The 22541-nt window shown below is 62.4% G+C and carries 18 protein-coding genes; 12 read left to right on the forward strand and 6 right to left on the reverse strand.

Translation table 11 applies throughout. The annotated features are described in order from the left end of the window. Positions 1–114 precede the first annotated feature (114 nt). Positions 115–486 (reverse strand): hypothetical protein, encoded by a 372-nt coding sequence (locus tag NA29_RS07900; protein ID WP_052252618.1) that lies wholly within the window; start codon positions 484–486, stop codon positions 115–117. Positions 487–840: 354 nt separating this feature from the next. On the opposite strand from NA29_RS07900, the gene NA29_RS07905 reads away from it, so the two are divergent. After that, a complete protein-coding gene (locus NA29_RS07905; protein WP_039397327.1) occupies positions 841–2073 on the forward strand; it encodes a YeeE/YedE family protein in 1233 nt (410 codons plus the stop codon). Between the two features lie 96 nt (positions 2074–2169). Here NA29_RS07905 and NA29_RS07910 read toward each other — a convergent pair whose 3' ends face one another. After that, the gene (locus NA29_RS07910; RefSeq protein ID WP_039397329.1) at positions 2170–2904 is read right to left on the reverse strand and encodes an LOG family protein; all 735 of its coding nucleotides are present in this window, start codon (positions 2902–2904) and stop codon (positions 2170–2172) included. On the opposite strand from NA29_RS07910, the gene polA reads away from it, so the two are divergent. The 4 genes from polA (at position 2905) to NA29_RS07930 (ending at position 9321) form a co-directional block, all read left to right on the forward strand. After that, a complete protein-coding gene (gene polA / locus NA29_RS07915; RefSeq protein ID WP_039397331.1) occupies positions 2905–5643 on the forward strand; it encodes a DNA polymerase I in 2739 nt (912 codons plus the stop codon). 206 nt (positions 5644–5849) lie between these two features. Further along, entirely contained in the window at positions 5850–7214 is a 1365-nt protein-coding gene (locus NA29_RS07920; protein WP_039402731.1) for an NAD(P)/FAD-dependent oxidoreductase, read from the forward strand. Between the two features lie 177 nt (positions 7215–7391). Further along, positions 7392–8267 (forward strand): dienelactone hydrolase family protein, encoded by an 876-nt coding sequence (locus NA29_RS07925; RefSeq protein WP_039397333.1) that lies wholly within the window; start codon positions 7392–7394, stop codon positions 8265–8267. Between the two features lie 244 nt (positions 8268–8511). Next, complete coding sequence (locus NA29_RS07930; RefSeq protein ID WP_039397334.1) at positions 8512–9321, forward strand: ZIP family metal transporter; 810 nt, start codon at positions 8512–8514, stop codon at positions 9319–9321. Between the two features lie 71 nt (positions 9322–9392). Here the strand turns inward: NA29_RS07930 and NA29_RS07935 are convergent, their stop codons facing one another. The 3 genes from NA29_RS07935 to NA29_RS07945 form a co-directional block, all read right to left on the reverse strand. Next, positions 9393–10277 (reverse strand): sulfurtransferase, encoded by an 885-nt coding sequence (locus NA29_RS07935; RefSeq protein ID WP_039397336.1) that lies wholly within the window; start codon positions 10275–10277, stop codon positions 9393–9395. Positions 10278–10319: 42 nt separating this feature from the next. After that, a complete protein-coding gene (locus NA29_RS07940) occupies positions 10320–11174 on the reverse strand; it encodes a DMT family transporter (RefSeq protein WP_039397338.1) in 855 nt (284 codons plus the stop codon). A gap of 280 nt (positions 11175–11454) precedes the next feature. Then, positions 11455–12570 (reverse strand): aromatic ring-hydroxylating oxygenase subunit alpha, encoded by a 1116-nt coding sequence (locus NA29_RS07945; RefSeq protein WP_039397341.1) that lies wholly within the window; start codon positions 12568–12570, stop codon positions 11455–11457. Between the two features lie 228 nt (positions 12571–12798). Between NA29_RS07945 and NA29_RS07950 the strand changes: the two genes are divergently transcribed. From NA29_RS07950 to folE2, 4 genes are all read left to right on the forward strand, one after another. After that, positions 12799–13071 carry an exodeoxyribonuclease VII small subunit gene (locus NA29_RS07950; protein WP_039397342.1) on the forward strand — a complete coding sequence of 91 codons (273 nt, stop codon included), beginning with the start codon at positions 12799–12801 and terminating at the stop codon, positions 13069–13071. A 121-nt stretch (positions 13072–13192) separates the two neighbouring features. Continuing rightward, entirely contained in the window at positions 13193–14089 is an 897-nt protein-coding gene (locus NA29_RS07955) for a polyprenyl synthetase family protein (RefSeq protein ID WP_039397344.1), read from the forward strand. A gap of 242 nt (positions 14090–14331) precedes the next feature. Further along, positions 14332–16248, forward strand: a complete 1917-nt coding sequence (dxs, locus tag NA29_RS07960; RefSeq protein ID WP_039397346.1) for a 1-deoxy-D-xylulose-5-phosphate synthase — start codon at positions 14332–14334, stop codon at positions 16246–16248. A gap of 199 nt (positions 16249–16447) precedes the next feature. Next, positions 16448–17257, forward strand: coding sequence for a GTP cyclohydrolase FolE2 (folE2, locus tag NA29_RS07965; protein ID WP_039397347.1), 810 nt, complete (start codon positions 16448–16450; stop codon positions 17255–17257). Positions 17258–17361: 104 nt separating this feature from the next. Here folE2 and tsaD read toward each other — a convergent pair whose 3' ends face one another. Next, positions 17362–18393, reverse strand: coding sequence for a tRNA (adenosine(37)-N6)-threonylcarbamoyltransferase complex transferase subunit TsaD (gene tsaD, locus NA29_RS07970; protein WP_039397348.1), 1032 nt, complete (start codon positions 18391–18393; stop codon positions 17362–17364). A gap of 90 nt (positions 18394–18483) precedes the next feature. On the opposite strand from tsaD, the gene NA29_RS07975 reads away from it, so the two are divergent. The 3 genes from NA29_RS07975 (at position 18484) to dnaG (ending at position 22535) form a co-directional block, all read left to right on the forward strand. Continuing rightward, a complete protein-coding gene (locus tag NA29_RS07975) occupies positions 18484–19731 on the forward strand; it encodes a BaiN/RdsA family NAD(P)/FAD-dependent oxidoreductase (RefSeq protein WP_039397351.1) in 1248 nt (415 codons plus the stop codon). A gap of 405 nt (positions 19732–20136) precedes the next feature. Beyond that, complete coding sequence (locus NA29_RS07980; RefSeq protein ID WP_039397353.1) at positions 20137–20583, forward strand: GatB/YqeY domain-containing protein; 447 nt, start codon at positions 20137–20139, stop codon at positions 20581–20583. Between the two features lie 68 nt (positions 20584–20651). Beyond that, on the forward strand, positions 20652–22535 hold the full coding sequence (gene dnaG, locus NA29_RS07985; RefSeq protein WP_039397355.1) for a DNA primase: 1884 nt from the start codon (positions 20652–20654) through the stop codon (positions 22533–22535). The last annotated feature ends 6 nt before the right edge of the window (positions 22536–22541 follow it).

Raw genomic sequence — 22541 nt, forward strand, 5'->3', positions numbered from 1 at the left:
GACAAACGGCCCGTGCGCGTGCAGCGGGCCGCTGGTTTGAGACAAACAGGAAGCTCGCGCGCCGTAGTGGAGTACCGGATGCCGGGGCGCGAAAGAGTCAGATTACCAGAGACGTCAGAACTTCAGGCCGACAGACGGCAGACGGTCGTTTTGCGACGTGTTGTCACGTGCGCGCGGCGCGTTGTCGGGCGGCGTCGTCAACTGGTAGTTGGTGCCGAAACGGGAGTGGACGTCGATCTCCGTAGGCTTGCCGCGATCGCGGTACTCGGTCACGGTCGTACCCTGGTCGTTGACGTAGTAGCTCGGCTTGCGTTCCTGGTTGACGTCGACGTTCTGGACGCTGGTGGCAGCGGCGCGGGCGTCGGCTTCACGTTTGGCGGCTTGTGCGGCGGTTTCCTTGCCGTCCTGAGCGTAGACATGACCGGCGAACAGCAGGCCGGCACCGATCAGCAGGGGCAGGGCACGGGAAAAGCGCGTTTTCATCATTATTCTCCGAGGGCGGGAACGCATCCGCGACGTAAAAGGCAAGCCGGGCCGGCGCAGCGGGTTCCAATCTGTCCATTCTATCAAACGTACCCCGCTTCGCATTGTGGAATCTCGTCGGATGCACCGTGGTTGCTTGCCTGCAGCCCTTTTTACCCTCACCAATGAACGTTTCATGACAACGTTTCTGTCCGAAATGTGAGATTTCGGATGATTCGCAGTGCGGCTCTATATTTCATTTGGTTATAACGAAATCACAAAACGGTCGTTCGCATCGACGTCGTGTTCTGGCAATCTTGCACGTTGTCTCAATGGGTGGCCAGGTGCCACCCATCTGCATTCTGGAGTCAGAAAGTCATGTCGTCTTCCGCTTCGGCTGCCGTCAAAACGGCGTCGCCTTCCCCCTCTACCTACAATGCTCGCCCGCTAACGATTGCGCTGGTGCTCATCGTCATCGGCATTGCGTATCTGCAAGCAACGGTCGGACCGAAACAGGCTGCGCTGGCAGGTGTCGGTGCGTTGCTCGGCGTCGCGCTTTACCACGCGGCGTTTGGCTTCACTTCGGCCTGGCGTGTGTTCATTTCGGATCGTCGTGGTGCGGGGTTGCGCGCGCAGATGGTGATGCTCGCGCTCGGCGTCATGCTGTTCTTCCCGGCGCTGGCCGATGGCACGCTTTTCGGCAACAAGGTCGTGGGCCTCGTATCGCCGGTCGGTGTGTCGGTGGCGTTCGGCGCGTTCATCTTCGGTATCGGCATGCAGCTCGGCGGCGGTTGCGCGTCGGGCACGCTGTATACGGCAGGTGGCGGCAATACGCGCATGCTGGTGACGCTTGCGGCGTTCATCGTCGGCTCGGTCGTGGCGACGGCGCATATGCCGTGGTGGGAGTCCCTGCCGCACATCAAACCCGTCTCGCTCGTGAAGACGTGGGGCCTCTGGCCCGCGCTGATCGCGAACCTCGCGCTGTTCGCGGCCATCGGTGCGCTCACGTTGTGGGCGGAGAAGCGTCGTCATGGCCGTATCGTCGGTGTGCCGATGACGCGCAGCGCCAAGGGCAAGCCCGCGCTGCTGCGCGGTCCGTGGCCGCTGGTGTGGGGTGCACTCGCGCTCGTGCTGCTCAATTACGCGACGCTCGCTCTGGCGGGTCGCCCGTGGGGTGTGACGTCGGCCTTTGCGTTGTGGGGCGCGAAGGCATTCATGGCCGTGGGTGTCGACGTCGCCTCGTGGCCGTACTGGGCCAAGCAGGTCAATGTACTCAACGCACCGGTCGCGCAGGACGTGACGACTGTCATGGACCTGGGCATCATCCTCGGCGCATTGGTGGCCGCCTCGTTGGCGGGCAAGTTCGCGCCGGTGTGGAAGGTGCCTGTGCGCTCGCTGATCGCAGCTATCGTGGGCGGTCTGCTGCTCGGCTACGGCGCACGTCTGGCTTACGGCTGCAACATCGGGGCTTATTTCAGCGGCATCATCTCCGGCAGCCTGCACGGCTGGCTGTGGCTCGTCGCGGCGTTCTTCGGCAACGTGTTCGGCACGCGCCTGCGTCCGTTCTTCGGTCTGGAAGTCGAGACGACCCCGCGCGAAAGCGGCTGCTGATTCGTCGCTCAGGCGGGCCTGTGTCCGCCACAAAAACGGCGCTCGCGATGATCTCGCGGCGCCGTTTTGCATTGCAGATGACGTTGCGCTCAGCCCTTACAGGTAGAACATCTTTTCGCTGGTTTCCGTCTCGGGTTCGATGTGACCGTCGTAGAACGCGAAGACCGCTTTGAGGATCTCGTCGGGGTCGTCGATCACCTGCACGAGATCGAGATCCTTTTCGCTGATAAGGCCCATCGGCAGCATCGACGAGCGTACCCAGTCCAGCAGACCTTTCCAGAACTCCGACCCCACGAGAATCACCGGCACGCGACGCGACTTCTGCGTCTGGATCAGCGTGAGCACTTCGGACAATTCGTCGAGCGTGCCGAAGCCGCCGGGCATGATCACGAAGGCGTCCGAATTCTTGACGAAAGTGACCTTACGGGTAAAGAAGTGGCGAAAGCGCAGCGAGATGTCCTGCCACTGATTGCCTTTCTGTTCGTGCGGGAGCTCGATGTTCAGACCGACGGTCGGCGACGCGCCACCGTGCGCGCCCTTGTTGGCCGCTTCCATGATGCCGGGACCACCGCCGGAGATGACGGCGAAGCCGTTGTCCGAAAATTTGCGGGCAATCGTCATCGTCAGTTTGTAGAACGGCGATTTCGGCTTGATGCGGGCGCTGCCGTAGATGCTGACGGCCGGTCGGATCTCCGACAGGTACTCGGTCGCCTCAATGAACTCTGCCATAATCGTGAACATCTGCCACGACGCGCGCGCCTTCTTGGCGGTGGCGCGCTCATGGTCTGCCAGCATGCGCAGACTCGGTATCTCTTTTCTTCTCTTGGTCATATGTCGGAACAGCAAAGTCTGGAAGGTAAGACGCTCTTATTGGTCGATGGTTCGAGTTATCTGTATCGAGCCTATCACGCCCTGCCGGATTTGCGCGGCCCAGGCGGCGAACCTACGGGCGCGCTGCACGGCATCGTCAATATGCTGCGCCGCATGCGTAAAGACGTTCATGCAGAGTACAGCGCTTGCGTTTTCGATGCAAAGGGCAAGACCTTCCGCGACGACTGGTACCCCGAGTACAAGGCGAATCGCCCGTCGATGCCCGAAGATCTGCGCGCGCAGATCGAACCGATTCACGAAGCCGTGCGCGCGATGGGTTGGCCGCTGTTGATGATCGACGGCGTGGAAGCCGACGACGTCATCGGCACGCTCGCAAAGCGGGCGGCCGAACGGGGTATGCGCGTGGTCGTCTCGACCGGCGACAAGGATCTGGCGCAGCTCGTGAACGACCGCGTCACGCTCGTCAACACGATGACGAACGAAACGCTCGACGCGGCTGCCGTCGAAGCCAAATTCGGCGTGCCGCCTGCGCGCATCGTCGACTATCTCACGCTGGTGGGCGACACGGTCGATAACGTGCCGGGCGTGGAGAAGTGCGGGCCGAAGACGGCCGTCAAATGGCTCACGCAATACGGCGATCTCGACAACCTCGTCGCCAACGCCTCCGAGGTGAAGGGCGCCGTCGGCGAGAATCTGCGACGTGCGCTCGACTGGCTGCCGATGGGGCGCAAGCTCGTGACGGTGGCGCTCGATTGCGATCTCGCGCCGCAGGTCACCTCCATCGAAGCGAGTCTGCAGACGCAACCCGAAGACGCCGAAGTGCTGCGCGATTTCTTCTTGCGCCACGGCTTCAAGACGCTGCTGCGCGAAGCGGAGGCGACGGTGGCTTCGCAAGCCGGTGAAGACGCACCGGCACCGGTGGCCGACACCATCGAGCGCCAGTACGAAGCGGTGCTCACGTGGGAACAGTTCGATGCGTGGCTGAAGATTATCGAAGCCGCCGAGTTGACGGCGTTCGATACCGAGACGACCTCGCTCGACGCGATGCAGGCGCAACTCGTCGGTCTGTCGTTCTCCTGCGAACCGGGCCGCGCGGCCTACATTCCAGTGGCGCACCGTGCGCCGGGGGAAGTCGAGCAATTGCCGCGCGACGAAGTGATCGCCCGTCTGAAGCACTGGCTCGAGAGTCCCGATCACAAGAAGGTCGGGCAGAACCTCAAGTACGACGCGCATGTGCTCGAAAACTACGGCGTGATTCTGGGCGGTATCGCGCACGACACCTTGCTCGAATCGTATGTGCTCGAATCGCATCGCAGTCACGACATGGATAGTCTCGCGTCGCGCCATCTGGGCGTGACGACGGTCAAGTACGAAGACGTGTGCGGCAAGGGGGCCAAGCAGATCGGTTTTGACGACGTGAGCGTCGAACGTGCGACGGAGTACGCCGCTGAGGACGCCGACATTACCCAGCGTCTGCACCGCGCGCTGTACCCCGATGTCGCCCGCGAAGCCACGCTCGAATTCGTCTATCGCGATATCGAAATGCCCACGGCGCGCGTGCTTCAACGCATGGAGCGCAACGGAGTGCTGGTCGACACAGCGCGTCTGGCGGCGCAGAGCGACGAGATCGGGCGCAAGCTGGTCACGCTCGAAACGGAGGCGTACGCGCTGGCCGGGCAGCAATTCAATCTGAATTCCCCCAAGCAGATCGGCGACATCTTCTTCACGCAACTGCAGTTGCCGGTCGTCAAGAAGACGGCCAGCGGTGCGCCATCGACCGATGAAGAAGTACTGCAGAAGCTCGCAGAGGACTATCCGCTGCCGAAGGTCCTGCTGGAGTATCGCGGTCTGGCGAAGCTCAAGTCGACGTACACCGACAAGCTGCCGAAGATGGTCAATCCCTCGACGGGACGTGTGCATACGAACTACGCACAGGCCGTGGCGATCACCGGCCGGCTGGCGTCGAACGATCCGAACTTGCAGAACATTCCGGTGCGTACGGCCGAGGGGCGCCGCATCCGAGAGGCCTTCATCGCGCCGCCGGGCAGCCAGCTGGTCTCGGCAGACTACTCGCAGATCGAGCTGCGCATCATGGCGCATATCTCGGGCGACGAAAGCCTGCTGCGCGCGTTTGCGAACGGCGAGGACATTCACCGCGCGACCGCTGCTGAAATCTTCGCCGTCACGCCGCTGGAGGTGTCTTCCGAGCAACGTCGCTATGCCAAGGTCATCAACTTCGGTCTGATCTATGGGATGAGCGCGTTCGGGCTGGCCGCGAACCTCGGCATCGAGCGCGACGCGGCCAAGCAATACATCGATCGCTACTTCATGCGCTATCCGGGCGTGGCGCGTTATATGGACGAGACGCGCAAGAGCGCCAAGGCGAAGGGTTACGTCGAGACCGTGTTCGGCCGTCGTCTGTGGTTGCCGGACATCAATGGCGGCAACGGCCCACGTCGTCAAGCTGCCGAGCGCGCTGCTATCAATGCGCCGATGCAAGGCACTGCCGCCGACCTCATCAAGCTGTCGATGATTGCCGTGCAGCGCTGGCTGGACGATAGCGGTTTGCAGACACGTCAGATCATGCAGGTGCACGACGAACTCGTGCTCGAAGTGCCGGACCATGAGTTGGCGGAGGTTCGCAAGCGTCTGCCGGAACTGATGTGCGGCGTGGCCAAGCTGCACGTGCCGTTGGTGGCCGAAGTCGGCGTTGGCGAAAACTGGGAACAAGCACACTGATCGTGCCGGGCGAACGCCCAAAGTGTGTGAGGCGGCCGACGTTGCAGCATGCTTTGGCCACCACTACGATCAAGGTCACGCAATAGCGGAAATAGGGTGACGGGTATACCCTAAGTCCGCACTCTGCGGTATGGTAATCGCTATCGCCGGTCTGGCAAATGCTGACCGGCCGGACGGTTTTCCAAGCACGGGGAGTTATCGTGAGTGTGCATCGTATCGTTGTGGTCGGCGGAGGCGCCGGCGGTCTCGAACTCGTCACCCGATTGGGTGACAAGTACGGGCGTGGCAAGGACGTTCAAATAACGCTGGTCGACCGTTCCCTGTCGCACATCTGGAAGCCGTTGCTGCATGAGGTCGCGGCGGGTGTCATGGATACGGCGACGCATCAACTCTCTTACGTGGCTCAGGCGAACTGGCATCACTTCGAGTTTGCGACGGGGGAGATGATCGGGCTGGATCGTGCGGCCAAGACCATCCGTCTGGCAGCCGTCCCGGCAGCGGACGACGAAGGCGAGGGCGATCTGCTGCCCGAGCGCACGTTGCCGTACGACACGCTGGTGCTCGCCATCGGCAGCACGACCAATTTCTTCGGTGTGCCGGGTGCCAGGGAACACACCATTGCCCTCGATACGGTCGAACAGGCCGAGCGTTTCCGTCGCCGGTTGATGGCGGCATGCGTGCGTGCGCAGAGCGCTGCCGAGGCGTCGGCACCGGCTGCTGCGACCGGTACGCAGAGCGGTGGCGCGTTGCTGTCGCCGTCGGCCACGCAGCGTCCCAAGGTCAATCTCGTGATCGTCGGTGCCGGTGCGACGGGCGTGGAGCTGTCGGCCGAGTTGCGCAATACCGCTGAAGTGTTGCGCTCCTATGGTCTGAAGCTCGACCCGCGCAAGGACGTGCGCATCACCATCATCGAGTCGAGCCCGCGCATTCTGAAAGCGCTGCCGGAACGTGTGTCGGGCGCGGTAGCCGGATTGCTCGCCAAGCTGGACGTCGACATTCTGTGCGGCGATTCGGTGGCCGAAGTCCGCGCCAACGAAGTGACGCTGACCAGCGGCAAGGTTCTGCCTGCGGACATCACGGTCTGGTCTGCGGGAATTACCGCGCCGCCGGTACTCGGCACGCTGGGGCTGGACGTCAATCGTCTGAATCAGATCGAAGTGCTGCCGACGCTGCAAAGCAAGACCGATCCGGACATCTTTGCATTCGGCGATTGCGCGAGCTGCGAGTGGCCGGAGCACGGCTTCGTGCCGCCGCGCGCGCAGGCGGCGCACCAGCAGGCGAGTTTTCTTGTGAAGGCCATCGAGGCACGCCTTAAGGGGCAGAGCTTGCCGACGTTCACGTACCGCGACTTCGGCTCACTCGTCTCGCTGGGCAAGTTCAGCGCGGTGGGTAATCTGATGGGCGGACTGATCGGTGGCAGCATGTTCATCGAGGGGCTGTTCGCTCGCGTGATGTACACGTCGCTCTACCGGATGCATGTGGCGGCGCTGCATGGCGTCTGGCGAATGATGCTCGATACCGTGGCTAACCGTCTGCGTCGCTCGACCGTGCCGCGCGTGAAGCTGCACTGACGTTCTGACAACATTTCGCTGACGTCCCGGCCGCGCAGGCACGTTGCTTGTGCGGCTTTTTTCATGCTTCGTGCTGAGTGCAAGCGAATTCCCTCTCTAGTAATATCCGAACGTCCGGCCTCCGGTCGGCAGTCTTCCCGATCATTTTCTTTTTGACGCTTTCTCCTGGAGTGCGACATGTCGCAAGCAGATCTGGATAGTCTCGTGCCCGAAGTTGCGCCGCGTAACCGACGCGACTTTCTGAAGACCGCCGTCGGTTCGGCGTTTGCATTGGCGGTGCTCCCGGTGGCGGCCGAAACGATCACCACCGACACGCAAGGGCTGGACGCAGGCGAGCACATGCTTGAGGTGTCCGGTACCAAGATGCCGGTGTACTACGCAAAGCCCGCGGGTAAGACACATCTGCCGACGATCGTTGTCGTCTCGGAGATTTTCGGCGTGCATCAGCACATCGCCGATATCTGCCGCCGCTTCGCGAAGCTCGGTTATCTGGCAGTCGCGCCGGAGTTGTTCGCGCGTGCGGGTGACCCGCAATCGTTGGGCACGATTGCCGAGATTCAATCGCAAATCGTAGCGAAGACGCCGGACAAGCAAGTCATGAGCGACATCGACGCGACCGTGAAGTGGGCGGTGGCCAACGGCGGCGACGAAAAGCGTCTGGGCATTACCGGCTTCTGCTGGGGCGGACGTGTCGCGTGGCTGTACGACGCGCATAACCCCAACGTGAAGGCGGCGGTGGCTTGGTACGGGCGCATCGTCGGCGACAAGAGCGAGAGCTTCCCGCAGAACCCGATCGACATCGCTGGCAAGCTGCACGGCCCGCTGCTGGGGTTGTACGGCGGCAAGGACACGGGGATTCCGGTCGCGAGCGTCGAACAGGCGCGCGAGGCGCTGGCCAAGGGCGATGCTGCGTCGAAGCGCTCGGAGCTCAAGGTGTTCCCGAACTCAGGCCACGCGTTCTTCGCGGATTATCGGGCGAGCTATGTCGAGGCCGATGCGAAAGAGGGCTGGAAGCTGGCGCAGGACTGGTTCCGCAAGCATGGCGTCGCTTGATGGCAGGGAGGTTTGGGGGGGAGCCGTCGGCATGCTGACGGCGTGTGGCCTTTCGGGGTGAGGGAACAACGGAGCGATCGTCGACAGGTTCCGCCTCGATACCGCTGCGTATGTCCTGCACGCCTCGATGTGCCAACGGTTTGCCTGTAACGGTAAAAGCTGGTTAAATCGCCGGCTTGCCCGCGGGAGAATCACCATCGACGCCATCTTTCTTTTCATCGTTATCGCCACGCTGGCTTCCGGCGTGCTGAGTCTTTTCGGGGCGGCGTCGCTGTCGCTGGGTCTGCTCTCGAAGCTCATCGACAAGATGGTGAGCTTCTCGGCAGGCGTGCTGCTCGGCACGGCGTTGTTGCATTTACTGCCGGAAAGTCTGGAGTCGCACGTCGACGCCCGCGTCATCACGCGCTGGTTGCTTGGCGGACTGCTGGGGTTCTTCCTGCTGGAAAAGCTGGCGTTGCTGCGCCATAGCCACCACCACGAAGGCGACGGACATCATCACGAGCATGGCCACGACGCACACGAAGCGGGCAAGGGCGGCTGGATGATTCTGGTGGGCAGCGCGATCCACAATTTCGCCGACGGCGTGGTGATTGCGGCTGCTTTCCTGACCGATCCGCGTCTGGGTGTGGCAGCCACGGTGTCGATCACGGTGCACGAAGTCGCGCACAAGCTGGGCGACTTCATGGTGTTGCTGAACGCGGGTTTCAAGCGCCGCAAGGCGCTGGTGCTGACGTTGGCGTCGAGCCTGACGGCCTTGCTGGGCGGCGTGCTCGGATACTTCATGCTGGATCGTCTGCAAAGCCTGATCCCGTACCTGCTGGCGCTTGCGGCGAGCAGCTTCATCTACATCGCTGTTTCGGATCTCATGCCGCAGATGCAGCGGCGCACGTCGCCGCGCGACGCCCTGCCGCAGATCCTGCTGATCGGCGTCGGTCTGGCGCTGGTCGTGTGGCTCAATGGTCATGACCACGATCATGATCACGGGCACGGCCATGACGAAGGCGGCAGCGCGCTGGCGATGTCGGCAAGCGTCGTTAAGCCGAGTCGCGAGTAACACGCGACATCGACCGGTACAAAAAAAGGGCACCCCTCGGGGTGCCCTTTTGCGTCACTGGTCTACTGAACTCAGGGTTGAGCCCCCGTCGATACCGGACGACGCTTGTCCGCACACCACTCGCTCCACGAGCCGGGGTAGAGGCTAGCGCCGTGCAGCCCGGCCACTTCCATCGCCAGCAGATTGTGGCAAGCGGTCACGCCCGAGCCGCACTGCGAGATGACGCGTTCCGGCAGGCGGTCGTGGCCGATGACCTGTGTGAACTCCTCGCGAAGAGTCGCCGCAGGTTTGAAGCGGCCGTCCGCGCCGAGGTTGTCTTTGAAGAAACGATTCTTTGCGCCTGGAATATGGCCGCCAATCGGGTCGAGGGTTTCGTTTTCGCCGCGATAGCGGTCCGGTGCACGGGCGTCGATAACAAGACGCTCGTGCGACGTGAGGTTGCGCTCGATGGCGGCGGCGTCTGCCGTCGTCGCCAGCGGTTCACCCGGCGCGAAATCGCCGGGAGGCGGCGCTTCGGGCGGTGCGGCGTCGAGCTTGAACCCGGCGGCTTCCCACGCTTGCAGGCCGCCGTCGAGTACCGCGACCGACTCGTGTCCGAGCCAGCGCAGCAACCACCACAGGCGTGCGGCGTACATGCCGCCCTGCGCGTCATATGCGACAACCTGCTGGCCCTTCGACAGGCCGCATGCGGCGAGGTGTCGGACGAGGGCGTCGCGATCAGGCAGCGGGTGACGACCGTTCTTTCCGTTCGTTTTGCCGGAGAGATCGCGTTCGAGATGCGCATAGAACGCACCGAAGATATGGCCCTGAACGTAGGCTTCCTCGCCGGCCTTCGGATTGGCGAGATCGAAACGGCAATCGAAGATGACCACCGGGGCGCCGCCACCGGCGGCGGTTTGCATCAGCGCATCGAGATTTTGCGGACTGATGAGCGTGGTGAAATGCGTATGAATCATGGCGTCTCCGCAGACGGGCGTGGGGGATTCGTTCGGCGGCGATCAGGCGGAGGGGGATGGCCGGCGCAGTGCGGTCATGCCGCTCGCTACGATGAGCAGCATGCCGATCCAGCCGGCCAGTGCAGGCCAGTCGCCCCAGACAAGCATGCTGATCAGTGTAGCGAAGATTACGCCCGAATATTGGAGATTCGCAGTGACGAGCGTATTGCCCAGACTGAATGCCCGGGTGAGTGCCGTCTGCGCAATCAATGCGGCGACCCCGACGCCCAGCATCAGGCCCGCGCCGCGCCAGGTCATCGGGTGCAAGCCTTCAATGGCGACCCAGGCCAGGCCGAGCAGCACGCCGCCCGCCGAGAAGTAGAAAACGATGCGCCAGTCGGGTTCGCCTGCTGCGCCTAGCTCCTTGACCTGCATATAGGCGACGGCCGAGAACACGCCCGAGACAACGCCTGCAACACCCGCAACCCACGCCTGACTGTCGATGGTCGGCTGCAACAGGAGTGCTACGCCCACGAAACCGGCGAAGATCGCCGCCACCAGCCTGAAATCGGTGCGCAGGCTACCGCGCATTGCCGCCGTTCCCATCACGATCAGCGAAATCCAGATCGGCGACATGTAGTTGAGTGTCATTGCCGTGGAGAGCGGCAATTGCGTGAGCGAAAAGAACCAGAGCCCGAGGGAAATGACACCGGCTGTGCTGCGTTTGACGTGCGATCCCAGATGACGGGTACGAATGGACTGGCCCCGCAATCGCGCCATCCCAAGAAGGACGATTACGCCGATCAGGCTGCGGTAGAGAACAATTTCGCCGGTGTTGTATTCGTTTGCCGCCAGTTTGATGAAGAGCCCCATCAACGTGAACATGAAGGCGGAGACCAACATCCAGAGCGATTGCATGGCGAATTGTGGCCGATAACGGCGGGAAGACGAACGAGCGCGTTTTGTGCTGAACGCAGGTGACTCGTGCAGCACAAAGGATCCATGCACGGTCATATCGAAAGCATGGCGTCGATTCTAACGAAAACGGCGGGCACATGGCCCGCCGCTCGGCGATTTTTCGGCAAATATTTAATTCGGTCTCGCCGACACCACAGTGCGTGCGCGAGGCGAATCTGACAAGACTTCCGCCAGATGGCTTTGCGTTCTCATTCGATGAGACTTCCTGAGCCGGTGAGGCTTAGAAATCCCCCATCTGGCGACGCAGGAACTCGTGGAAGTGTTGCATGCCGTCTTCCATCGGGCTCTGATATGGACCCGTTTCCGAGACGCCACGCTGGAACAGGGCGCGACGTCCGGCGTCCATGCGTTCGGCAATCTCGTCGTCTTCGCGTGCCGTTTCCATATAGGCGGCACGCTCGGCCTCGATGAATTCGCGTTCGAAGAGCGCGATTTCCTCGGGGTAATAGAATTCGACGATGTTCGTCGTCTTCTGCGGTCCGTGCGGAATCAGCCACGACACCACGAGCACGTGCGGGTACCACTCGATCATGAGATGCGGGTAGTACACCATCCAGATCGCACCGAAGTCCGGCGGCACGCCTTCCCGGTAGCGCAGCAGCACGTCGTGCCACTGGCGGTAGATGGGGCTGCCGGGTTTTGCGAGACCTTCATGCACGCCAACCGTCTGGACGCTGTACCAGTCGCCGAACTCCCAGCTCAGGTCTTCGCACGAAACGAAGCTGCCCAGACCTGGGTGGAACGGCACGACGTGATAGTCCTCGAGGTAAACCTCGATGAACGTCTTCCAGTTGTAGTTACATTCGTGAACTTCGACGTGATCGAACATGAAGTTCGAGAAGTCGAGATGGTGCTTCACGCCCAGTCGTGCGAGATCGGCCTGCACATCGCGGCCTTCTGCTTCGAACAGCAGCCCGTTCCAGCGTTGCAGCGGGAACTTGCCGAGGTTCAGGCAGGGCTTCTCCGGGAAATGCGGCGCGCCGAGCAGTTCGCCCTTTGTGTCGTAAGTCCAACGGTGAAGCGGGCAAACGATATTGGGCGTGTTCCCACGCCCATTGAGCATGACCGCCTGACGATGACGGCAGACGTTCGAGAGCAATTCGATGCCGTTATGCTCGCCCGCACCGTTGCGGACCAGCATGCGACCTTCCTGCTCTGCCGGAAGCGCGAAATAATCGCCGACTTCCGGGACCATCAGTTCGTGGCCCACGTAACGGGGGCCGTGCTTAAACAGGACTTCACGCTCGCGGGCGAGGAGCGCCTCGTCGAAATACGTGTAGACCGGCAGTTGGCTTGAGGCCGGTTTTAGTTGCAAAGCGCTGCTTAGATTGGACATTCCCACTCCCGTCTAGCTTGAAAGCAGTGAACAACCCAACCATCGAAAAATCGATTTAGGGGAACCGACGATTATACCCGGTCTAAGCATCTGGGGGCCGCTAAGTCCATGATTTGCGTTAAATAATGTCCGAAAAAAGTCATCTGGACCCGATTTCAGGCAATTTACGCTCTGCGAGCTAATGCGCTTTTGCCGTAAAATGGAACATTCGACCCGAATTTTGCGTTTATGGCCAAGACTGCAAAGTCGCAAGACGCGGCGCCCGAGGCGCCGCAAGACCTGCCCGAGACCTATGAGGCTGCGCTGGCTGAGCTCGAGCAGCTCGTCGGACGCATGGAGGGCGGTGAGCTGGGACTGGAAGAATCGTTAGGCGCGTATCGGCGCGGCGCCGTCCTGGTGAAGTACTGCCAGGGTCTGCTCGAGAAGGTCGAGCAGCAGGTGAAGGTGCTCGAAGGCGAGACGCTAAAGCCGCTCGAAGCGTCGTCGCGCGACGAGTTCTAAGTCGCCTGAGCGGCCAACTGAAATACGGCAAGACGACCCACGACCCAAGGCGTCCCCCAGCAAGACAGCGGGGCGCTTCAATAACAAGCACGGCCCGACGGGCACGTGCAGGACGAAGACGATGGCGGATCAGAATATCAAGGCCTGGATGCAGGCAGTACAGGCCCGTGTGGAACAGGCGCTCGACGCTGCGCTGCCCAAGGCGGCCGATGGCGGCTCGGCGCGACTCAACGAATCGATGCGTTACGCCGTGCTCGGCGGCGGCAAGCGGGTGCGCCCGCTGCTGTGCTTCGCTGCGGGCGAAGTCACGCAGGCCAGCGAGACGGCACTCGATCGCGCAGCGTGCGCCGTCGAAATGATTCATGCGTATTCGCTGGTGCACGACGATCTGCCGTGCATGGACGATGACGACCTGCGCCGTGGCAAGCCGACGGTGCACGTGCAGTACGACGAGGCGACCGGTCTGCTCGCGGGCGACGGTCTGCAGACGCAGGCCTTCGCGCTGCTGGGTGAGGCGACGGGCGATCTGAGCGCTGCGCAGTCGCTCGCGCTGGTGCGCGAACTGGCGCTGGCCTCGGGCGCGCTCGGCATGGCTGGCGGTCAGGCCATCGATCTGGAAAGCGTGGGCATCAAGCTCACGCAGTCGCAACTGGAAAACATGCATCGCCTGAAGACGGGCGCATTGCTGCGTGCTTCGCTGCGTATGGGCGCCATCTGCGGCCGCGCGCTGTCGGACGACGAAACGATCGCGCTCGACGCCTACGCGGCAGCCGTCGGACTGGCTTTCCAGGTGGTGGACGACATTCTCGACACGACGGCCGACTCGGCCACGCTGGGCAAGACCGCAGGCAAGGACGCCGCCAACGACAAGCCGACCTACGTGTCGCTGATGGGTCTCGACGGCGCACGCGCTTACGCGGAAAAGCTGCGTGCCGATGCGCATGCAGCGAGTGCGTCGCTGGGTAACGCAGATCGTCTGCGTGCACTGGCCGATTACGTTGTCGATCGCATTAATTGACCGACGTAGACTAGACGTAAGCCGACGATTCGTGGTGTAAGTCGCGACGCGTCATCGGCAAATGAGTTTTCTGAGTGGTTCCTGGGGCGCGGGTCAATGCGTATCGGGGACCGCTGGCAGTAGCGATAAGCAAGGGGCAAGGAGGGTCGACGCGTTTCTCCCCACAGAACGCATCGGCAGGAGATCGGGAACAACTCACAGGGGGAGTTGCCCGGTAAAGAACGCCTATATATGGAACGACGATGTACGAACTTCTAAATACTATCGATGACCCGGCCGATTTGCGGCGTCTGGAGCGTCGCCAACTCGCGCCGCTGGCCGAAGAGCTACGGGCTTTCGTGCTTGAGAGCGTGTCGCGTACCGGCGGCCACCTGTCGTCCAACCTCGGCACGGTCGAGCTGACGATTGCGCTGCACTACGTCTTCAACACGCCGGAAGATCGCATTGTCTGGGACGTGGGCCACCAGAGCTATCCGCACAAGATCCTGACGGGTCGTCGCGAACAGATGGGTTCGCTGCGCCAGCTTGGCGGTATCTCGGGTTTCCCGAAGCGCGACGAATCGCCGTACGACACGTTCGGCACGGCGCACTCGAGCACGTCGATTTCGGCGGCGCTCGGCATGGCGCTCGGCGCACGCACGAAGGGTGAGAACCGTTTCGGCATCGCGGTGATCGGCGACGGTTCGATGACGGCCGGTATGGCGTTCGAGGCGATGAACAACGCCGGCGTGCATGAAGACGTGCCGCTGCTGGTCATCCTCAACGACAACGACATGTCGATCTCGCCGCCGGTCGGCGCGCTCAACCGCTATCTGGCCCGCCTGATGTCGGGCCGTTTCTACGCCGCTGCGAAGAAGGGCGTGGAGAAGGTGCTGAGCGTTGCACCCCCGGTGCTTGAGCTGGCGCGCAAGTTCGAAGAGCATGCCAAGGGCATGGTCGTTCCCGCCACGATGTTCGAAGAGTTCGGCTTCAACTACATCGGCCCGATCGACGGTCACGACCTCGACTCGCTGATTCCGACGCTCGAGAACATCAAGAATCTGAAGGGCCCGCAGTTCCTGCACGTCGTCACGCGCAAGGGCTATGGCTACAAGCTCGCGGAAGCCGACCCGGTGCTGTATCACGGTCCGGGCAAGTTCAACCCGGCCGAAGGTATCAAGCCGAGCACGAGCAGCAAGAAGACGTACACGCAAGTGTTCGGTGACTGGCTGTGCGATATCGCGGCAGTGGACAAGCGCATTGTGGGCATTACCCCGGCCATGCGCGAAGGCTCCGGCCTCGTGGAGTTCGAGAAGCGTTTCCCGGATCGTTACTACGACGTGGGCATCGCCGAGCAGCATGCGGTGACGTTTGCTGGTGGTATGGCGACCGAAGGTCTGAAGCCGATCGTCGCGATCTACTCGACGTTCCTGCAACGCGGTTACGATCAACTGATTCACGACGTCGCGCTGCAAAACCTGCCGGTCGTGTTCGCGCTGGACCGCTCGGGCCTCGTGGGTGCCGATGGTGCGACCCACGCTGGCGCGTACGACATTCCGTTCATGCGCTGCATTCCGAATATGGTCGTGATGGCGCCGTCGGACGAGAACGAATGCCGCCAGATGCTTTACACCGGCGTGCAGATCGATGGTCCGTCTGCGGTGCGCTATCCGCGTGGTGCAGGCACGGGTGCCGTGATCGAACAGACGATGACGGCACTGCCGATCGGCAAGGGCGTGGTGCGCCGCGAGAGCCAGGCGGAAGCCGGACGTCGCGTCGCCATCCTCGCTTTCGGTAGCATGGTGGCGCCGTCGCTTGCAGCGGCAGCGCAACTCGACGCGACTGTGGCCGACATGCGCTTCGTCAAGCCGATCGATGACGAACTGATCGCACGACTGGCGCAAACGCACGACTACCTCGTGACGGTGGAAGAGGGCAGCATCATGGGCGGCGCGGGCTCGGCCGTGGCCGAATCCCTGTTGGCCAGTGGGGGTAATCGACCCGTACTACAATTGGGCCTGCCCGATCGCTTCATCGATCATGGCGACCCGGCATTGTTGCTGTCCGGTGTGGGTCTTGACGCCGCAGGTATCGCCAAGTCGATCTGCGAGCGCTTCGATCTTCCGTCGGCAGAGGCCACTCAGACAACCGGCAAGACCGCGGCGAAGCTCGTCGCCTGACCTGTCCGGCAGTCTCGAGTCTGCGAACGATCCGGCCCAAGCGCCGGATCGTTTCGTTTTGAAAGACGCATTCCCCATCCCGTGCCGGGGTTCTCCGGCACGTTCCCGACGCCACTCGGCAGAGGCTCGCGAGCCGTGTGTCGGATACGTTTGCCCATTGCCTCCCCCCAGTCGGCTTGCCGGCAAAGAAGGAAATTAGATGAACCAGATGAACCCCGCTTTCGTCATGCCGGATGTGCAGAGCACCGTCGACACCCGGCAGATCCCGATTCAGCGCGTTGGTGTGCGTGGCGTGCGTCATCCGTTGTCGGTGCGTCTGGCCGACGGCGACGTGCAGGCCACCATCGGCCTGTTCAATCTCGATGTGCATTTGCGTGCCGACCAGAAGGGCACGCACATGTCGCGCTTCGTCGCCTTGCTCGAAGCGAACCGCGAGCCGATGAACGTGGCGGGCTTCCGCGCGATGCTCGCCAGCATGCTCGATAAGCTCGAAGCCGAGGCCGGTCGCATCGAAGTGACGTTCCCGTACTTCATCAACAAGACGGCGCCGGTCTCGGGCGTGCAGAGCATGATGGATTACGAGGTCACGCTGACCGGCGACGTTCGCCACGGCGAGACGCGCGTGTGGCTCAAGGTGCTCGTGCCGGTCACGAGCCTGTGCCCGTGCTCGAAGAAGATCTCGCAATATGGTGCGCACAACCAGCGCTCGCATATCACCATCGACGCGGAGATCGCAGGCGATATCGCGGTCGAAGAACTGGTGCGGATGGCGGAAGAGGAGGCGTCGTGCGAATTGTGGGGGCTGCTCAAGCGCCCCGACGAGAAGTACGTGACCGAGCGCGCCTATGAGAATCCCAAGTTTGTAGAGGATCTGGTGCGTGACGTGGCGACGCGTCTGAACAGCGAGCCGCGCGTCGCGGCGTACGTGCTTCAGGCCGAGAACTTCGAATCGATCCACAATCACAGTGCCTATGCCGTGATCGAGCGCGATAAGCGTGTGGCGGCGTGATCGTCCGTGATCTTCGTCGGACGTAAAAAAACCGCTCCTCGGAGCGGTTTTTTCTTGGGCAGTCGTCGAAGGATGTGCGGATCGTCAAACCATCGACGTCGCCGTCACACACTTCGCACGATATCCGCCAGATCCCAGCGCGGGCGCACCGTGTAGGCGTATTCGCTATCCGCTTCGTCCGGCCAGTGCTTGAGGCGCATCGCGCCCGCAAAGGCGATCATCGCGCCGTTATCGGTGCAGAACGCGAGGTCGGGGTAATGCACGCGATATCCCCGGCGGCGTGCCGCTTCGTTCAGTCCGGCCCGCAATTGGGCGTTGGCACCCACGCCACCCGCGACGACCAGCGTCTTCATCCCGGTTTGCTTCAGGGCGGCCATCGACTTGGCGACAAGGACGTCGACAATCGCGTCGACGAAGCCGCGTGCGAGGTCGGCCTTTTCCTGTTCGCACACATTGCCGCCGAGATTGCGGACCTGGGTGAGCACCGCCGTCTTCAGGCCACTGAAGCTGAAATCCAGATTGCCCGAGTGCTTCATCGGACGCGGCAGGTCGTAGCGTCCCGGCGTGCCGAAGTCGGCCAGGCGCGAGACGGCGGGGCCCCCCGGGTAGCCGAGGCCGAGCAGTTTGGCCGTCTTGTCGAAGGCTTCACCGGCGGCATCGTCGAGCGTTTCGCCGAGCATGGCGTACTGTCCGAACGCGCGGACTTCCATCAGTTGCGTGTGGCCGCCGGAGACCAGCAAGGCGACGAAGGGGAAGTCGGGTGCGTCCGGGGCGAGCAGCGGCGACAGCAAATGGCCTTCTAGGTGGTGCACGCCGACGACCGGACGGTCGAGCGCGAACGCGAGGGCGTTGGCGACGCTTGCGCCCACCAGCAGCGCGCCTGCGAGACCGGGGCCCTGCGTGTAGGCGATGGCGTCGACGGCGCTCAGCGGCTTGCCAGCTTGCGCGAGGACCTCTTCGGCTAATGGCAAGGCGCGACGAATGTGGTCGCGCGAGGCTAGTTCGGGCACCACGCCGCCGTACTCGCGATGCATCGCAATCTGCGAATGCAGCGCGTGCGAGAGCAGCCCGGCCTCGGTGTCGTAGAGGGCGAGCCCGGTTTCGTCGCAGGAGCTTTCAATGCCTAGAACCAGCATGGCGGATAGGGATACGCGCAGCGTCAACTTTAATGGGGAGCCCGGAAGTATACCAGTCGGCCTCATCGGCTGCCGGTTACAATGCCCGCCATGGAAAAGTTTGATGTAGCGGTTGTGGGTGCTGGCGCAGCTGGCCTGATGTGCGCGGCAGTGGCCGGGCAGTTGGGCCTGCGCGTGGTGCTCATCGACCATGCGACGCGTCTCGCTGAGAAGATTCGAATCTCGGGCGGCGGTCGCTGCAATTTCACCAATATCAATGCGGGCCCGGCGAACTATCTGTCGGAGAATCCGCGTTTCTGCCGTTCGGCGCTCGCGCGTTACACCCCGCGCGACTTCCTCGACCTGCTCAAGCGCCATCGCATTGCGTGGCACGAAAAGCATCGCGGTCAACTCTTCTGCGACGAAAGTGCCGAAGACGTCATCGAAATGCTGCGAAACGAGTGCGCTGCGGGGCATGTGCACTGGCGCATGCCATGCGCGGTCCATACGGTCGCGTACACCGAGGCCGGTGGGGCGCACCGCTATCATTTGACGACAGATGCCGGACATATCGCCGCAAAACGTCTCGTGATTGCAACCGGTGGGCTGTCGATTCCGAAAATCGGGGCGACGTACTGGGGGTATCGGATTGCCCGTCAGTTCGGTCTGGATATCGTGGAGCCAAGACCGGCACTCGTCCCGCTGATGTTCGACGCGTCGACCTGGGCACCCTTCGCCGGACTGTCCGGTTTGTCGCTGGAAGTCGATGTCAGCACGGGCAAAGGTAAGGATGCGGGCAGCTTTCTTGAGGATCTGTTGTTCACGCACCGCGGTCTGTCCGGTCCGGCGATTCTTCAGATTTCCAGTTTCTGGACGCCGGGACAGCCGATTACACTGAATCTCGCACCGACGTCCGACATCGAGGCGGCACTGTTCGAAGCCAAGGCGTCGTCCAAACGTCAATTGAGCAACTTGCTGGCGCAGTGGGTTCCGGCGCGATTGGCGGATGCTTGGGTTGCCAATAGTGGCCTCTCGCCGCAAGCGCGCGTGCAGGAGTTGCCGGACAAGGCGTTGCGCTCGCTCGCACAGGCGTTTTCCGGCTGGACGCTCAAGCCTTGCGGGTCGGAAGGGTGGCGCAAGGCGGAAGTGACGCGCGGCGGCGTCGACACCCGTGCGTTGTCCTCGGCCACGCTGGAGGCGCGCACGCAACCGGGGCTGCATTTCGTGGGGGAAGTGGTCGACGTGACGGGCTGGCTCGGCGGCTACAACTTCCAGTGGGCGTGGGCGTCCGCGGTAGCCTGCGCGCGGGCAATGTCCGAAAGCATCCAGGCGGGCAAGGCCGCCGGGGACGGCACCTGACGGCCCCAAGGCGACGCGCTGTCGTAGACGGCTACTAGACCGTTGTGCTACGCTCTCTCCTTCGTGGAGACGGCGCTGTATCTGTCGTAACAGTCGTTTCGGAAGGCGTTTTCGTCGGTTTCAGACGCCTCCGGCGCATTACCTGAAGATTAGCGTCCGATACGCCAGCGACACGGGGCATTGAATCATGCCTGTGTCCGGGCGGTCTAAGTTTCCGGCGAGCCCGCTTGTGATCGCACGTGTGATCGTTTCCGCAAGCGGGTTTTTGTGCTTTGTGCCCCCGTTGAACGCTGCGCCAGTGCACCGGCAGCGGCGCAGGGCGGTGCGTGTCACACCGTCGCCGTCCTTTTCTTTGGGGCGGCATGCACTACACTGAAACGTAATCGAATTCCGGAATCCCTGCTCATGAGTCTGAAAGAACGCATTAACGAAGACATGAAGACGGCCATGCGTGCCAAGGCCGCCGACAAACTGGGGACCATCCGCCTGCTGCTTGCGGCAATCAAACAAAAGGAAGTCGACGAGCGCATCACCCTCGATGACGCGGCCACCGTTGCCATCGTCGACAAACTGATCAAACAACGCAAAGATTCCATCAGTCAGTTCCAGGCCGCTGGCCGCGCCGATCTGGCCGATAAGGAAGCCGCCGAAGTCGAAGTACTCATGGTCTACATGCCGCAGCAACTCTCGGCAGACGAAGTTGCTCAGGCGGTGAAAGCGGCCGTGGCGCAAACGGGCGCAGTCGGCCCGCAGGACATGGGTAAGGTGATGGGCGTGCTCAAGGGTCTGTTGGCGGGCCGTGCCGACATGACCGCCGTGTCCGCGCAAGTGAAGGCGGCGTTGGCTGCGTAATCCGGTAGTGCGGTGAGGCGCTGTCGCTTTGTGACGGTGTGGCACCGCGTTGCGATGGCACCGATCCAGTGATTCCCCAGTCGTTTTTGCAGGACTTGCTCAACCGCGTCGATATTGTCGAGGTGGTGGGTCGTTACGTGCAGTTGAAGAAGGGCGGGGCGAACTTCATGGGGCTGTGCCCCTTTCATAACGAGAAGTCGCCCTCATTTACGGTAAGTCCCACCAAGCAGTTCTATCACTGCTTCGGGTGTGGCGCGCACGGCAGCGCGATCAGCTTCCTCATGGAGCATGCCGGGCTCGGATTTGTCGAAGCCGTGGAAGAGTTGGCCCGCAACGTCGGGCTGGACGTGCCGCGAGAAGCGCCGCTGCCGGGCGCACCGGCACCGGCTGCGCAACGCGCGCAGACTCTCGGCCTCGTCGACGTCATGACGCGCGCTTGCGACTACTACCGCAAGCAGCTGCGCGGCGCGCCGGTGGCCATCGAATATTTGAAGCGACGCGGATTGACGGGTGAAATTGCAGCGCATTTCGGGCTCGGTTACGCCCCGGAAGCCTGGCAGAACCTGGAAGCTGCGTTCGAGAATTATCGCGACGACCAGTTGCTTGACGCCGGTCTTGTCATCGAAAGCGAGAAGGGTGAGCCGGGCAGCACGAAGCGACGCTACGACCGTTTTCGCGACCGGATCATGTTTCCGATCCGCAATACGAAAGGGCAGGTCATCGCCTTCGGCGGACGCGTGCTGGACAAGGGCGAGCCCAAGTATCTGAACTCTCCCGAGACACCGCTCTTTAGCAAGGGCAGCGAGCTATACGGGTTGTTCGAGGCGCGCATCGGCATTCGCGACGCGGGTTACGTGCTGGTGGTCGAAGGCTATATGGATGTCGTGGCGCTGGCTCAGTTGGGCTTTCCGCAGGCGGTCGCGACGCTCGGTACGGCTTGCACGCCGATGCATGTGCAGAAGCTGCTGCGCCAGACCGAAACGGTGGTGTTCAGCTTCGATGGCGATGCGGCGGGGCGCCGGGCGGCGCGTCGTGCGCTTGAAGCTTGCCTGCCACACGCCGACGACAACCGGAGTTTCAAGTTTCTGTTTTTGCCGAGCGAGCACGATCCGGACAGCTATGTGCGCGAGCACGGCACGCAAGCGTTTGCCGACGAAGTCTCGCGCGCCATGCCGATGTCGCAGTTCCTGATCGGTGAAGTGACGGCAGGCAAGGAAATGCACCAGCCAGAAGGGCGGGCGCGTGCGTTGTTCGAGGCAAAACCGCTGTTGCAGCAGATGCCCGCTAACGCGCTGCGTGGCCAGATCATTCATGCGCTCGCCGAGCGCGTGGGCAGTTCGGTCGAGGAAGTCGCGGAGCTTTGCGAGTTGCACATCGGCGCTGCGCGCCGTCAGAACACGTGGGACAAAGCGCCGGCCAAGCGCGAGAAGCGTCGCGTGGTCGGCACCGAGCATCGGGCGTTACAGAACTTGCTGATGTTCCCGGCGCTGGGAAACGAATTAACCGAAGAAGAGACCAAGATTTTGCGGGAGATGGGGCAGCACGGCGAGATTTTCTCGGAAGTGCTGACGCTGTGCCGCGAAATGGGTGCGCAGGCCGATTTCCGCTATATGTCGGATCGGCTGCGGATTTCGCCGAACTGGGCCAGTTTCGACGACATCATCCGCGAAATTCTGGCATTTGAAGAAAATGCGCGGGATCTGATGTTGTTTGATCCGGCCGATGAGGCGCAGGTCGAGCGTCGCGAAGAGCAAATCGCCTTGCGCCTCACCGAGTTGCGTAGTGCCATCCGGCGTTTGCAGTACGACCGGCTGTGCGAAGAATTGGAGACGATTTTCAAGCGGGCGTCGTTGACGCCCGATGAATTGCGCCACGCTCAGGCGCTGTCACGGGAACGTGACGAATTGAAGCGGTGGCTGGCTACGGCCAGCACAGGAGGCGCGCGAAGTTGAGGTATG

Origin of the sequence: Pandoraea sputorum (assembly GCF_000814845.2) — a bacterium.
GTDB classification, from domain to species: Bacteria; Pseudomonadota; Gammaproteobacteria; order Burkholderiales; family Burkholderiaceae; genus Pandoraea; species Pandoraea sputorum.

What these genes read in the sequence shown, in the direction of transcription:
- NA29_RS07905 (WP_039397327.1), top strand. Translation starts at nt 841, where the DNA reads ATGTCGTCTTCCGCTTCGGCTGCCGTCAAAACGGCGTCGCCTTCCCCC.
- NA29_RS07925 (WP_039397333.1), top strand. Translation starts at nt 7,392, where the DNA reads ATGTCGCAAGCAGATCTGGATAGTCTCGTGCCCGAAGTTGCGCCGCGT.
- dxs (WP_039397346.1), top strand. Translation starts at nt 14,332, where the DNA reads ATGTACGAACTTCTAAATACTATCGATGACCCGGCCGATTTGCGGCGT.
- NA29_RS07945 (WP_039397341.1), bottom strand. Translation starts at nt 12,570, where the DNA reads ATGTCCAATCTAAGCAGCGCTTTGCAACTAAAACCGGCCTCAAGCCAA.
- polA (WP_039397331.1), top strand. Translation starts at nt 2,905, where the DNA reads ATGTCGGAACAGCAAAGTCTGGAAGGTAAGACGCTCTTATTGGTCGAT.
- tsaD (WP_039397348.1), bottom strand. Translation starts at nt 18,393, where the DNA reads ATGCTGGTTCTAGGCATTGAAAGCTCCTGCGACGAAACCGGGCTCGCC.
- NA29_RS07935 (WP_039397336.1), bottom strand. Translation starts at nt 10,277, where the DNA reads ATGATTCATACGCATTTCACCACGCTCATCAGTCCGCAAAATCTCGAT.
- NA29_RS07940 (WP_039397338.1), bottom strand. Translation starts at nt 11,174, where the DNA reads ATGCAATCGCTCTGGATGTTGGTCTCCGCCTTCATGTTCACGTTGATG.
- NA29_RS07980 (WP_039397353.1), top strand. Translation starts at nt 20,137, where the DNA reads ATGAGTCTGAAAGAACGCATTAACGAAGACATGAAGACGGCCATGCGT.
- folE2 (WP_039397347.1), top strand. Translation starts at nt 16,448, where the DNA reads ATGAACCAGATGAACCCCGCTTTCGTCATGCCGGATGTGCAGAGCACC.
- NA29_RS07900 (WP_052252618.1), bottom strand. Translation starts at nt 486, where the DNA reads ATGATGAAAACGCGCTTTTCCCGTGCCCTGCCCCTGCTGATCGGTGCC.
- NA29_RS07955 (WP_039397344.1), top strand. Translation starts at nt 13,193, where the DNA reads ATGGCGGATCAGAATATCAAGGCCTGGATGCAGGCAGTACAGGCCCGT.
- NA29_RS07910 (WP_039397329.1), bottom strand. Translation starts at nt 2,904, where the DNA reads ATGACCAAGAGAAGAAAAGAGATACCGAGTCTGCGCATGCTGGCAGAC.
- NA29_RS07950 (WP_039397342.1), top strand. Translation starts at nt 12,799, where the DNA reads ATGGCCAAGACTGCAAAGTCGCAAGACGCGGCGCCCGAGGCGCCGCAA.
- NA29_RS07975 (WP_039397351.1), top strand. Translation starts at nt 18,484, where the DNA reads ATGGAAAAGTTTGATGTAGCGGTTGTGGGTGCTGGCGCAGCTGGCCTG.